The following is a 14,896-nucleotide window of genomic DNA, read 5'->3' on the forward strand; positions in this document are numbered from 1 at the left end:
ATAAACTATTTCCACACAATATAAACATGAAATATACAATCACCCAATCAAGGCTTCTATACGTTCTTTCAATTAACGACAGAAAGCACGCCAACCTTCTAAAAATCGGCGAGGTATTTGTGGACAATGCCATTGCCGACAACCCTAATAAACAAGTACTTTTTAAGGCTGTCCGCGACATTCTTGATAAACGCTCTTACATGCAGGGCAAAAATTATCAATTGGAATTTATAGAATGTACAACCTACAATCTGTCCACCAAGTGCTACAAGGCTGATGATGTCTATCGCACACTGCATAAGATGGGCATCCCTTCTACTACGCTTAATAAGTTCAAGAGTGAGTTATTCCCTACCAAAGCAGAAGATGCAGACATCTGGTTTCATTGTTTCTTGGCTGACATACAAGAGGCCATCAACAAGATTAAAAATGGCAAAGCTGCCGGATACGAAACTATAAAGTTCCGTCCAGAGCAAAATAAAGCCATTCAAAAGACGGTAACACACTTCAAGAAGGATAAGGGTAAGGCTTTCCTTTGGAACGCTAAAATGCGATTTGGCAAAACCTTAAGCGGACTTGAAGTGGCTAAAGAAATGGACTACAAGTCAACACTCATCATCACTCATCGCCCTGTAGTCGATAAAGGTTGGCATGAAGACTTTAAGAAAATCTTTGGTAAGATGCCGGAATACGTGTATGCTACTCGAATGAGTGATGACGACACTACAGGTGGTGATTTCTATCAGTTGACCAAACAGGTTGATGCCGGAAATAAACGTTTAGTGTTCTTCGTTTCCATGCAATATCTGCGTCTGTCCCGATATGTGGGTGGTAAAGAAAAACATTTTGACCCGTTAAAGAAAGCCATTATGGAGTATGATTGGGACTTCGTGATGGTTGACGAAGCTCATGAGGGTATTGAAGCCGCTGCCGGTATTCGAGTGATGGAAAAACTGAAGAAAGAGAAAACTCGCATCCTGTCACTTTCAGGTACTCCATTCAATCTGCTCGATAAGTACGATGAAGGTGAGATATATACATGGGACTATGTGATGGAGCAACGTGCCAAGCAGGAATGGGATGATAAGCATTTCGGTGATCCTAACCCATATGCAGAACTTCCCCGTATGCAAATTCTCACTTTCACTCTGCCAAAAATGGTGCGTGACGAAGCCATTGAGAACAATGAAACATTCAAGTTCCATGAGTTCTTCCGTGTGTGGACGGAAAAGGACAAGACGGACATACAAAAAAGAATCGATAACGAACAAAATGCCCTGAAGCGTGAAGAATTGAAGGCTCAGATGGCAGAAATCAAGGTCGATAAGTTCATTCACGAAGGAGCCGTGCGCAGATTTGTTGAGAAACTACGCACAAAATCCGCTACGAGCCAATACCCCTTCTCAGACAAGGAATTTCGCGATAAATTCCGTCACACCCTTTGGCTACTGCCTGGTGTGAAAGAAGCTGCTGCATTAGAGGAGATTCTTAAAGAAGATAAGGTATTTGGTGAAGGAGGCAAGTTAGGCTTCCATATCATCAATGCCGCTGGTGATGGCAACATTGAAGATAAGGATGGTAGTGCCTTGGCCGAAGTTGAAGATAATATACGCGGCTATGACCCAAGCACAGATCCAGACCGTGAACGTGCTAAGAAAAAGAAAGCGGTAACAGCCAAGGAGCGTACCATCACACTTTCATGTGGTAAGCTTACAACAGGTGTGTCTGTCCCTGAATGGACTGCTGTTTTGTGCATGAAGGGTTCTGAGAATACCCCTGCTGCCAATTACATGCAGACAATTTTCCGTGTTCAGACACATGCTGTACTGAATGGTCGTCAGAAATCGGATTGCTATGTATTTGACTTTGCTCCTGATCGCGCTCTGACAGCTGTAGCAGAAACGGCAAAGATGGCTGTTGATGCGCAAGGTGCCGGAAAGAAGCAGATGAAACGCAAGCAGAAGGAAGAGGAAGAACATCTTCAAGCTTTCATCAAACTGTGTCCTGTCCTCTCTATGGATGAGGGGGAAATGGGGAAAAAATTCTCTGCTTCTGACATCTTCCAGAAATTGTCTAATGTATATATAGAGCGTGCTGTTCGTAGCGGTTATGCTGATAACTCTATTTACAATACAGATCAGTTGCTCAACCTTACTCCAGAGCAGGAGAAGGCTTTGGGTGATGTTCACGACCTATTAGGTTCAATGCCTGCCGGATGGAAACCAGAGAAGATAAATATTAATAAAACAGGCATTGGCGATGCTAAGAATGCAGAGATGATTAAATACATCTACTTCCTTTCCGCCAAGAACGAGATTCCTGTTCAGCCTGTTATGTCAGCAGAGAGTGATGATAATGGTTGTCCGATGACTGACACAGAAGGATGGGATGATAAGATGTGTTATCCAACTCAACAATACCCTTATCTATTTGTTTCCAATAGTCGTTTCATTGAAGGCCAATGGACAGACTTTTCAAAACCTGTTCTTTGGAAAGAATGGACTGATCCAGAGAAGAATACCGATGAAGCGAAGAAGAAGCGAGACCAAGAGAATAAAGAAAAGCGTGCTCGTATGTCTGTTCTCCGTGGCGTAGCCATCCGTATTCCTCTGTTGGTTTATGGAGCGGAAATCAACGATGAAGATGGCGAGGAAATCACTATTGACAACTTTGCCAGTGACGAAATCGTTGACCAGGCTTCATGGGACGAGTTCATGCCGAAGGGTTTCACCAAAGAAACGTTCAATATCCTGAAGGGTTGTTTCGATCGTAGCATTTTTACAGGTGCTGCTAAGCGTATTCGTCAGATGGTGAAGGAAGCAGACAATCTTAATACCGAAGACCGTATTGCAAAGATTGCCACAATTTTCTCATACTTCCATAATCCAGACAAAGAGACCGTATTGACTCCATGGAAGGTCGTTAATCGTCATATGAGCGACTGTTTGGGCGGCTGGTGCTTCTTCAATGAGGAATTCGATGCTGAATATACGGAAGAAAATGAGTATGGTGAGAATATAAAGATGGCCAGACCTGTTGGAATGAAAATTGATGAAAATGGAAAAATCGTTTTCACGAATAAGGTTACACAAGACATCTTTGGTGACTACAATGCTCGTATTCTGGAAATTAACTCAAAAACAGGTCTATATCCCCTCTATATGGCTTACTCGTTATTCAAAACTTCAAAAGAAAAAGCCTTCCGTGAGATTGAGTTAACAGGAGAACGTGGTAAGAGTACTGATTCCGAAGGATATTATCGTCAAGCAGGAAATGATTTGGAGATATGGAAGGATGTATTACAAGATAACATTTTTGTAGTCTGCCGCACTAAAATGGCAGTAAGTATTACCAAGCGAACACTTGCAGGATTCCAAAATGATATTCGCATGAATGTAAAGTGTTATAGCCAAAGCGTAGAAGTTAACGACCTGATAACTGCAGGAATATTAAAACGTGATAGCGAAGGTATTACTAAGCAAGGGAATACTTTCCAGTTAAATGGAATGTCCAAAGTTGATTGCGACATGATAACTGTCCTTCGTGCAAAGCCTGAATTATTCCGTAAAGATATAGTACGTGGTGTTGACTTCTGGCATGTATACAATTCTATTCCAAAAACAGCAAACGAAGATATTAATAATATGAAATTTAAAGCAATAATAGGTAATCCACCTTATCAGATGATGACAATTGGTCATGGGGCCCAAGCAACAGCAATTTATCCGCAGTTTATTGAGGCCGCAAGGCAACTTGCACCCAACCATCTTTCTATGATTTCTCCAAGTAGATGGATGAATAAAATGGGTATAGGAATAGATCCTAAATGGGTTGATTCTATGTTATCATCAGCCAATTTTGTGAAAATTGTAGATTATCTTGATGGTTCAGAAGTCTTTCCTGGTGTTGAAATAAAGGGTGGCGTGAATTATTTTCTATATGAGCCTAACTATAAAGGCGATTGTCGTTATGAGTTGCATCAAAAAGGAATTGTTTCTTCAAAAGACATTTCTCTAAACAATCCATTTGGTATTGTTATTAGAGATGTAAGAGCATCTGAAATAATTGATAAGGTGAATTTCAAGGAAGGTGGAAAACTTGATACTAATAACTTTTCAAATTTAGTTGGCCCATTACACTTTTTTGATAACGATCAGTATTTAGGGACAAACTGGAGTGATTACAGCCCCTTCCCCAGTGAAGAAAATAATATAAAATGTTACGTAAATAAACAATTAGATTCGAATGGATATGGTTGGACAAACATTTCGTGTGTTCCAAGAAATAAAGAATCTATATCATTACATAAAGTGTTCATGCCCAAGGCCGGTGGCTCAGGGAATGATCCTATTGTTATAGGCACTCCATTCTATGGAGAACCAAATAGCGTTTGCTCATTTACTTATTTATGCATTGGATATAGTCCTACAGAGCATAATTTCTCGGAATTAGAGTGTAAAAACATAATTTCATACATGAAAACGAGATTTTTTAGATACATGGTTTCTATAAAAAAGAAAACTCAAGACTGTCCAAGAGGTGTGTTCCAATTTGTTCCCATGCAAGATTTTTCTCGCACATGGAATGATAAGGATTTATATAACAAGTATAATTTGAGTCAAGAAGAAATTTCTTATATTGAATCTCTTATTAATCCTATGGAATAACGCCATATATGGATTATCTAATCTTACATCATATAAAGTCATTATAATATTAACTATGCAAAGATGACACATAGAACAGACTATACGAGGGATGATCTTCATGAGTTTTTCCATCATTTCATGATGGGAAAGTTCGAGGACGATGCTCAGGAAGTCAAGGTGTTTATTGAGACGGCTGAAGATGTGCTGCCACCTACGCTCAACGAATATTTTGGCACGAGGTATGCGTCTATCTACGACATTCAGGACGAGAATGAGATAGAGTCCTTACGCAAGAAGATTAAAGCTCATACTGTGCTGAAGAACATCGATAAGCAAGAGGAGCCTCGTTACACGGAAGTTTTGAAGTGGTATAGGTTGTTTGTGAAATCATTGCATAATGAAAGTTCACCCATTCTGGTGCCCGGAGAGGATGCAACAAATCACTCTCCTGTTGATGATAAATCTGAATCAACAATCGAACATAACGATGCAGACTATGCTCCCGATTCTGAGGGATTGGAACATCAGTACAACCTCACCAAGAAGGAACGCAATCCAGAGTTGAGACGCAAGTGCATAGAATACTATAAGCATCTATGGGGCGGTCATATTCACTGCATTTGTTGCGGTTTCGACTTTGGTAAAGCATACGGTGACATCGGAGAAGGCTATATTGAAATACACCACGTGAATCCTCACCATACCTACGAAGGAGTTCACAAGGTTGACCCTACCAAAGACCTTATTCCCTTGTGCTCAAACTGTCATTCTATGATTCACAGAGTAGAAGGTCAAGGAAAATGCATGTCGCTGAAGGAACTTAAAGACCATTACAAAGGTATAAAATATAACGAATGAATATGCTGAAAACGCAAGAAGACATACAATTGCTACAATGCCTGGTTCATAGGGTAGAACAACTACGACAGGGTATACTGCGAGGCAGACCCTATGTCTGGGAACTCCGACTATCTCTTGAAGAGTTCTACGCCCTTGAATCAGCCATCAATAATAGTATCTCCTCCCATGCAGGAAAACATGACCACCTGCTGACGGAGGAATTTGCCGTTATAGTAGTGATATATCTCGCCGAGTGGTACAAACGCTTCTATAAGGGAGCCGACACCACTGACGAGAATAAGATTCTTGCGCTTTCCAGCAAAGAATTAGAGAAAATCTATGAATTGGCAAAGATAGACAAGAATACCTATGTCTATAATGCCTCGAAGAATCCAGACAAGACATCCTATCGCTGGCTGGAGTCACTGCAAGTGTTAGGAGGATTGGCAGTACAGGCAGAGTTGAAACGTGACGAAAACGACAAGCTTCTTTTTCTACTCTGTAAGTTGTTCCATGGCGAAGATATTGACTTGGAAGACCTGAAAGACAGGAATCGTGCTGTTGCATTCCAAGAATCAATAGCGCGTCAGCACAGTCTGTATGAATATCTAAAGTGTATTCTGGAGAAAGACGATCAAGGTCATCGCAACTTGCCTTTTGCCAAGTCGGACATCAGGAATGAGAATACATATATTCCTCAGTTGATACGTCGAATAGAGGAAGCCGACAAATTGGCCAAGAAATACAAGTTTGATTTTGAATGGATCATCAGTTATTCTGCCAGTCGAAACCAGATGACCCGCCATCTGAAGGTTAAGCTGAAGCCTGAAGTGATAGGTGGTGGCAAGAAGCAATATATCGGCTTTGACAGACTTCGCCAACCTGAATGGGGCATTGAGCATCCTGAGAATATAGGACGCATCTATTTCTACCTTCGCTTCAAGAATGGAAACCAGTACATACAGAAGGAAGGGAAAGGAGATGAACCTCTGTTCAAGTATGATAATACAGGTAGTGAAACTACAGGATTCCTATCGGTCAACAAAGCAGACGAGAACATCTACGTGAATGTCCCTGTCAACAGGTTTGACAAGGTGGAGATTGTGATGAAATATGATGACCAGAGTCGTGTTGTACAAGTGTTGGAGGTTAAAGAATACATTCAGGTCTATGCTCTGCCAAAGAAATCAACCGTTTTCTCTGACCGTCGCAACTCACAACGTCCCACAGTTGTCATCTTCTCATCGGCCTACCATTTGACCGAGGAGTATAGTGACTTGCCCGTAGTCTATGCTCACTACCGTAATGGTGAAGATACAAGTGAAGACTACTGTTGGTGTCCCATCAATGATAAGGTAATCATTGCAGACAGTAATGATAAAGAGGTTGAGCCACCTTTCTTCAATCGCAATGGTCTTTATCAGGTTGTAACTAAGAAATACTTGAAGACAATCAAGTATAGGGAAAACTTGTATGTCCTCTATAAATACATTGATGCTGAATATGATGAAGACGAGTACCAGGAAGACCCACAAATGCCAGTACTATTTGGCAGAAATGGTTTAGAGGTTCGTCACTATCCATCAGGCCAGACAAAAGAAAGTGAACCTGTAACAGACTACGATTTGGAATGGCTGAAGAATGGCCGTTACGTGGACTGGAACAAGGAAGAACCACAGCAGGGAGCCATACGTCTGCGCGTGACCGTTAAGGGCGTTGTTTTCAAGCCACAAGTCTATTATGTTCCTTTTGCACCAGAGAATGCTGAACAACCTCCAATTTGGCGTGACTTTGAGCATCAGCGCATTTGTACAGCCTTGAAGGGTGTTGAGGATATACAAGATGATTTCCATAAGCTTCTGGATGAAAAAGAGCCGGACACCAAGCAGTTAGAGATCGGTTCCAAGGAAGCTAAGATTTTGGTTGATGTCTATCGCCCTGTCATCGTAAAAGAGCTATCACAGAAGCGTAGTACCGATGCAGAGAGCAAGGTTATCAGCTATTACGATATGGATGAAGATATTCATATTCCTCTCATTAATTGTGAGCAATTCTCCATTCGTGACTTCTCGGAGAACGGTGTAAAGGAGTATCAGATAAAACAAAGAAGCTCTGTGTACTACAACTTCCCCACTTTCAATCAGACAGGTGTCGCAATGAGTAATTATTTTGCAGAGTATTCGGCTAAGAAACTCACAAAGGATATTCCTCTTAAATACCTGAAGATATATGTCACTAAAGCAGAAGATTGCCCTTCCAACCTATATGCCTGGAACTACAAGGACAATCCTTATCCTGTAGAGAATCCAAGTGAACTGAAGGAACCTGGAATAGTTTTTCAGAGCTTGAAGGATGATGATTCGCCTCGTCATTACTGCTGCCCTACTATCATTACGAATGACGATGATGACTGGGGCGATGATGACTGGGATGACGATAACACTCAAAGTGAAGAAATTGCTCCTTTGGATTGTTTCGAAACTGTAGCTGAGCACAAGGCATATTTCTTCCTGTTTACTCCTTTAATCAAGGTCATTGCAGGAAGGAACCAGATTAAGGATATATTTCTACCTCTCTTAAAGAAAAGAGACTATCAGCTTAATGATGTTGACATAGCAAACCTTTATCGTTTTGCCATGCAATTCCACTTTGACTGGATGTTACTCCCAAGAGAACTCTGGAAATCAGAAATTGCTTCATGTTTCTCGTCGGATGAGGAGCGTGACATGGTGAAAACAAAAGTTACTGATTTTTTTGGCAGAACCCCTAAATGTACAGATAAACAGGAACAGATGCACCTGAAGAACTTTCTGAAAAGCTATTGGAACTTCAACGCCTATCCAAAAGTAGATGATATTGCTGATAAAGCTCTAAAACTCATAAAGGACGATGCTGATGCACTTGGCAATACCGAGGAAAGAGATTTCCTAAAACTATACGATGAGTGTAGATTTAAATTTATAGAGATGAATAAAGTAGTAATTATAACAGAATAACAAGTACCACTATATATGAAGCAGAAGTTTAGATTTGCAGAACTATACAGAAAGAACAAGACGGCAGTAGAAAAAACACTGTCGACCCTGTGGTGTGGTGAAGCAAGAAACGAAAGCCAGAAGGGTTATATCAATCAGTTGACAAAACTTATACCAGAGGTGTTCGCCCCAAAAGATGCAATGCCTTTGGTACAATGTATGAACAACTATGAAACTGTATATCCAGAACACGCTCATGAAGCAGAAGAAATGCTCGGAACATTGTGGAAGAAGACACTCCCACCAGGAGTGTCGTACCTCCCATATGAACATCAGTATCAATGTTGGAAAACATTGTTGAAGGAGAAAACGCCTGACGGAAAAAATATGAGTATTGTGGTAACAACAGGCACAGGTTCCGGTAAAACAGAATGCTTTATGCTTCCTCTTGTTCAGGACTTGATAGACAACTACGTTTATGAAGAGGTTCAGGCAATATTCCTCTACCCTCTCAATGCCTTGATGGAAGACCAAAAGACCCGTATGGAGAAACTGCTGGCAGGCACAAAACTGAAATTCGCTGTCTATAATGGTGATATGCCTCAGGGTATACCATCAAAAAAGGACTCCAACTATAAGAAGGTCATGAGGAAAATTGATGCTATCAAGGGTATTATCCGTGATAAGGATGGCAATATCATTGAGACTAAATTTCCTCATATAATAGCTACCAGAGAGGAATTGCGTCAGCATCCTGCTAATATTTTGCTGACTAATCCTACCATGTTGGAATATATTCTGTTAAGAGAAAAAGACAGAAACCTTATCAAGGAAGACAAGAAGACACTCCGCTGGATTGCTCTTGATGAGACACACACCTATACTGGTGCTGGAGCAGCTGAGATTGCCATGCTTATCAGACGTGTGCTGATGGCATACGGCGTGACTACTAACGATGTTCGGTTTGCTACGTCATCTGCCACCATTGGTAAGAGTGGTGATGAACAAGCCAAAGAGGAACTGAGGCACTTCATCGCTGACATAACAGGATTACAGGTGAACCAGGTACGCTATGTGGATGGTAAACGTAAGGGATTGGCCACATTGCCTGAAGCTGACAAAGAGTATTGGCTTCGCCTGATGAATGAAAACAAAGACGGGTATCTACGGCTTGATGAGTTGATTCCTGACGGAAATACTATTGAGGAAAAACTTGACCGACTGGATGCGATGTGCCAAACTGCGGAAGATGAAGGACTGGAAGACTTACGTGTGAAGGTTCACTACTTCTATCGTGTGCCAAACCACGGTTTATATGTCGATATAGCAGACCCTCACTACAAGGAAGACGGTAGCTTCAAAATATATATGGAGAGCATGCCGGATGATAAACCCGATGCTGCACCTTTGCTTGAAATGAGTCGCTGCAAGCATTGTGGTGAATATGTTGCTATAGCAGAAGAATTAAAGGTGGATGATGGCATCGCTTATCAGCCGATTACAATGGATGATAGTGACATGTTTGACCTTGACGAAACTGAAAATACAGGAAAGACCTATTATGTTTTCGGCACATCAAACAGTACTGATACAGAGTTCGACAACAATGCTCCGTATATCATAAAAGGTAATAGGATGCTGAACGTTACGGCAAATAATCGTGTAGGTCACGGATGGCATGTCATAGCCAACACTCAGTGCCAATGTCCTTATTGTGGAACCAAACTTACCAAACAGTCAAAACAGGATGAAGATAATCCTGACCAGATACAGTCGGATGAAGAGGATACAAAAAAACTTCAGAAGTTTAGGGTTGCTCCCGACTTCGTTTCAAGGCTCATTGCTCCTTCTACCCTCGACTTAATGACCGAAGGTAAGCCAAAGGATGATAAGAAGATATTCTTGCACAAAGGGCAACAGTACATCAGCTTTGTCGATAGCCGACAAATGGCAGCTCGTTCTACAATCAAGCAGAATCTGGAAGAGGAACGCCTGTGGGTGTACGGAACCATCTTCCATGAGTTGTGCCGCATGGCAACTGCTGGCAGCATGACCAAGGAAGAAGCCACCAAGTATTTTGAGGGCATCTACGATTCGACTCACAGAACAAGCCCAGAGCATAAGGCGGCTGTAAAGAACCTCGACATTCTGGAGGGTGATGACCAGGCTGCCATTGACAAACTATTGGCAGAACTGAAGCCCAACAACTATCTGACGTGGCAGGATATTTTGGATTTGCTATTACAAGACCGTCTGGCTGATACGTTCTGCCAGCAATTTGCAGAGCGTTCCGAATTAAGCCCGGAACTCGATGATGAAGGAAACATCAGACCAGAGCTAAAGAGAAAGTATATTCTTTCCATCATGGTCGATTATCTGTCCCACCGAAGCTTGTCAGGAACCAGCCCTGAAACGATGGGATTATTCACGTCATACTATGCCGATTTGCAGCCAGCATTAACTCAGAAACTACCTGATGCGGTCGAGGTATTCAATGGAAAGTTGGCTCCAGAAAACCAGATTACCAAGAAAGACTGGTTCTCCCTTATGCAGTTGTTCCTCGATTACACGGCACGACAGAGTGAGTGTGTATTCTTGACTATGGATGAGAAAGACGAAGTTGACATCTTCCAGTGTGTTAGATTTGCGACAAAGAAGGAGATGCGTCGTCCTGTTCATAAGCCTGTTATCAAGGATAAGAGTGCAAATAGAAACCGTATCATTCGATTGGTGGCAAAACTTGTGGCTAATGACAAGCATATCACGGTAGCAAATGCTATCAGCAGTTACAAACAAGATATACAGGATGTCATTGATTGTATGTGGAACGAGTTGACCCTGAAATATGAGCTTCTGGAGCATGGATTACATTATGATGCAGAGGTCAGGCAGCAAGTGAAGGACAAAGATGAAATCATCAATGATGTTCATTTTACTCCCTACCGTCTAAATCTTGCAAAGCTTGGCTTCAAGCTTTACGATGATGTATATTTGTGTGATGCCAATACTGGTAGCGATACCCATCATGTAGAATGGCTACGTCCTGTTGACATTACTTTCCATAAGTATTCTCCCTATATCATTGCTGGTGAGCCTGTATCGCTAGATGAAAAGTATCATGAGAAGTGGACTCCATTCCCATATCACAATCACAGCAGCAATCCGAACCCAACGGATGAGGAAATAGAATCATGGGCTCAGAATAACAGGAAGATATTATGGGACAATAAGCTTTGGGGAACAAACGGTACGTATGCAGACCGTTTGCTCCAAATTCACCAGTTCCCTGATTTGTTCATACAAGCGGAGCACACCGCCCAGGTTGATAAGATGGTGAGCCGACAAGTGCAGGAGGACTTCAAAGACCACTGCATCAATATCCTAGCATGTTCTACCACCATGGAAATGGGTGTTGACCTTGGAGACCTCGAATTAGTTATGATGACATCAGTTCCACCTATGCCATCCAACTATAAACAGAGAGCAGGACGAAGTGGCCGACGCGGACAGGTGCGTAGTGCTTGTGTTACTCTTTGTGGCTCAGATGCCGTAGGTATCAGAACCCTGCTAAACCCGATGGAGAATGTCATTCTCCGGACTACAAATACACCGACTGTAGACTTGAATAGCGCACAGGTCATTCAGAGACACATTAATTCTTTCCTTATAAGGGAGTTTGGCGTATTTGGAATGGCTGGAGGAAGTGTTAATGAACAGGTCATTAGCTATTACACGAATTATGAGATTGTGCCAGACGGTGATAGTAATCACTTTAAGATAAAAAGAAAAGTCGATCACTCTCCTATTAGCCCTCTTGATGGGCTTGGCGACGAAACTGACACCCCATATGAGTATTTCAACAACAAGTGTAGTGAAGCTTTGGATGATAAGTTAAGAAGAAAACTTCGGATTCTATTAAGTGGAACTATTTTCAGTAGTCACACCCCACAAAGTGTAGTTGCTAAGGCTCGTGAGATGAACGAGAATTGCTATGCAGAATTAGAGTTGCGCATTCAAGACTATGCAGAACCCTATAGAAAAGCAAAGAGCCCAAAGCAACAGGCTTTCTTTGAAATGAAGTTCATTGAACCATTGGCTGCTCGTCTACTTTCTTATTGGGCAACACATCGTTTTACCCCAAATGCCAACATGCCTGTAAATGTGATAGAGTTTGACATCAATTCCGCATCACAGAACACATATTCATTACTAACAGTGTCCAATCCTTCCTACCCGTTGCGTACTGCCCTATCTCAGTATGCACCTGGTAATCCAATAGCTCGTGACGGTATGGTACGTATTGTCCGTGGTATCAGGTACACTAACTTCTTTAAACCTGAAGTTACCTTCAAGAAACTCTACTTTAATAGGGAGCAGGTTGTAATAGATACCAAAGATGAATTGGAGAACTTGGAAAAATGGCGCGTTAGTGCTAATACAGAACTTGACTTGCTTCAACCTGCAGAGTTCATTCCTGACATGAATGAATCAGCAAGCCGTATATTGGATAATAATGTATATACTCGTGTAAGTGCTCAATTGATCGGTGCTGACGAGTGGAAACAAGACAGGATAGAGCCTCACTTGTTTGACTCTCGCAGTAGTCGTGAAAGTGGTAATGGCCAGATTCTGTACTACAATGAAGGCACAGGGTTTGGTTACTGTCATTGTACCAAATGTGGCAAGACTGTACTGGAGAGCTGGCCTGCTGCCGCTTCAAAAGACCCAGACAAATTGCCGTTAGAGATGAACAACATACCGTCGAAAGACGATGATAAAGAAAATTTCCACTTCTCTCTCATCAAGAAAGGAAACAAGCCTAACTATTGTATGGGCTGTAACAGCAGGGAATTTATCAAGCGTAACGTAGTTCTTGGAGATACCATCCAAACCGACTATACGGAGATAAGAATCCGTCATTTTAAGAAAGACTGGATTAATGGTCGCAGTGAAGAAGAAAATCTGCTGATAACTCTCGGACTGCTGTTTGCAAGAGGATTGGCAGAAGAACTAAATGTTGAGCGTACAGACCTTGATTTTACCATTACGCCTAATGGACATATTTGTATATTTGATGCCAACCCAGGTGGTTCTGGCTACTCGAATCAGTTGGCAGCAATGGATATGCTGAAATCAGTGATAGAACGGTCACGTTCCATCTTGGAAGCAGCAGAAAAATCTGGGAATAAGGAAGCTTTAATTGACAAGTTTACGCTCCATTATGTCAATAACATTGATATTCAAGCTGCCAAAGCATGGATTGAGGAAGAACGTGCTGCACGCAAAGTCTTGCCTGATCCTATTAAGGCTGTGTTTGGAGATACTGTCACTGAAACCTCGCTTGCCAAAATGCAACGAGCATTCATCACCTCTCAGAATGAAACTATCTTATTTGTGGATGATGACTATGACCAATGGGAGTATGATGGAACAGACCACTGTTGGAGAGGACAGTTCCTTAATCATTTTGCACCTCACGGACAATTGACTTCGTTCTGTGTGGCAGAATGTTCTGACCATCACATGACAGAACCAATTCGTGACATGGTGCGTTCCATCAAAGGATGGGCCAACGAAGTTCTGCATATAAAGAATCCTTATATCGACAAGGGCTTGTACCCACTTGCTTATATTGACGGAAGGCTATATTTCACCAATAACCCTAATCATATTACGCTTAATGACAAATGGGGAAATGGAACAATATATTATATCCGAACAAATAATATAGCAGCAACAGCAGATTTCATAGACATATCTGTCGAGGAAAATACCACCAAGATTTTCAAACTTACAGATGGTGATCCTACAAACATTAAAACTTCAGAATTAGGTCAGTTGATTAGGAGTAAAGCCGAAAATCTAATTAACGGTTTTATTTCCCACTGCAAAACACATTCAAAAGAATCTGTTAAGGTCTGCTATCAAGATGAGCACATGAAAAGTATCATGTCTATCGTACTGACTCTCCAAACTGTGGGCTATTATGTAAAGGAGATTGGTAATCCTTTCTCTCTGGAATTCAAATTAGAGAGATATGATACTGACAGTGGAAAATGGAATAGCGTAACGGCCAATATACCTTCTTCATATACTAAAGAAGATGGTAGAATTGGTAGAGATCGTTGGTTGGAAAGCCTTGCTCATCAGTGGAACGAGGATTTGGATTATGAAGACCACATAGAGGGAACGATATTACCTATCTGCTCACAACCAAAGAATAGTTTGACTCACTGGCGTGTTTTGTCCTTTGAATGCGCTGGAAAGCGCCTTTGTATATATCCTGACGGTGGTCTGATGAACGGTTGGTCTATATATAATGCACCCGGTCAATTCCATCGATACGAGATTTCAACTATCACACATGATACTGAGATTAACTTGTACAGAAATCAGGAAATCAAATTTGATGTAACATTAGAGGATTGTTAA

General features: G+C 41.6%; 4 protein-coding genes. All 4 read left to right on the forward strand.

What is annotated here, in order from left to right:
- Positions 1–26 precede the first annotated feature (26 nt).
- Positions 27–4,667 (forward strand): Eco57I restriction-modification methylase domain-containing protein, encoded by a 4,641-nt coding sequence (locus tag L6469_RS04310; RefSeq protein WP_006282634.1) that lies wholly within the window; start codon positions 27–29, stop codon positions 4,665–4,667.
- 63 nt (positions 4,668–4,730) lie between these two features.
- Positions 4,731–5,507, forward strand: coding sequence for an HNH endonuclease (locus L6469_RS04315; RefSeq protein WP_006282635.1), 777 nt, complete (start codon positions 4,731–4,733; stop codon positions 5,505–5,507).
- Complete coding sequence (locus L6469_RS04320) at positions 5,504–8,485, forward strand: hypothetical protein (protein WP_039870566.1); 2,982 nt, start codon at positions 5,504–5,506, stop codon at positions 8,483–8,485. The genes L6469_RS04315 and L6469_RS04320 overlap by 4 nt, the downstream gene beginning before the upstream one ends.
- Positions 8,486–8,500: 15 nt before the next feature.
- Positions 8,501–14,896, forward strand: a complete 6,396-nt coding sequence (locus L6469_RS04325; RefSeq protein WP_006282637.1) for a DEAD/DEAH box helicase — start codon at positions 8,501–8,503, stop codon at positions 14,894–14,896.

This window comes from Segatella baroniae B14 (assembly GCF_022024235.1).
GTDB lineage: Bacteria > Bacteroidota > Bacteroidia > Bacteroidales > Bacteroidaceae > Prevotella > Prevotella bryantii.

Coding starts and splice junctions, on each gene's coding strand:
- L6469_RS04310 (WP_006282634.1), top strand. CDS start 27: ATGAAATATACAATCACCCAATCAAGGCTTCTATACGTTCTTTCAATT.
- L6469_RS04315 (WP_006282635.1), top strand. CDS start 4,731: ATGACACATAGAACAGACTATACGAGGGATGATCTTCATGAGTTTTTC.
- L6469_RS04320 (WP_039870566.1), top strand. CDS start 5,504: ATGAATATGCTGAAAACGCAAGAAGACATACAATTGCTACAATGCCTG.
- L6469_RS04325 (WP_006282637.1), top strand. CDS start 8,501: ATGAAGCAGAAGTTTAGATTTGCAGAACTATACAGAAAGAACAAGACG.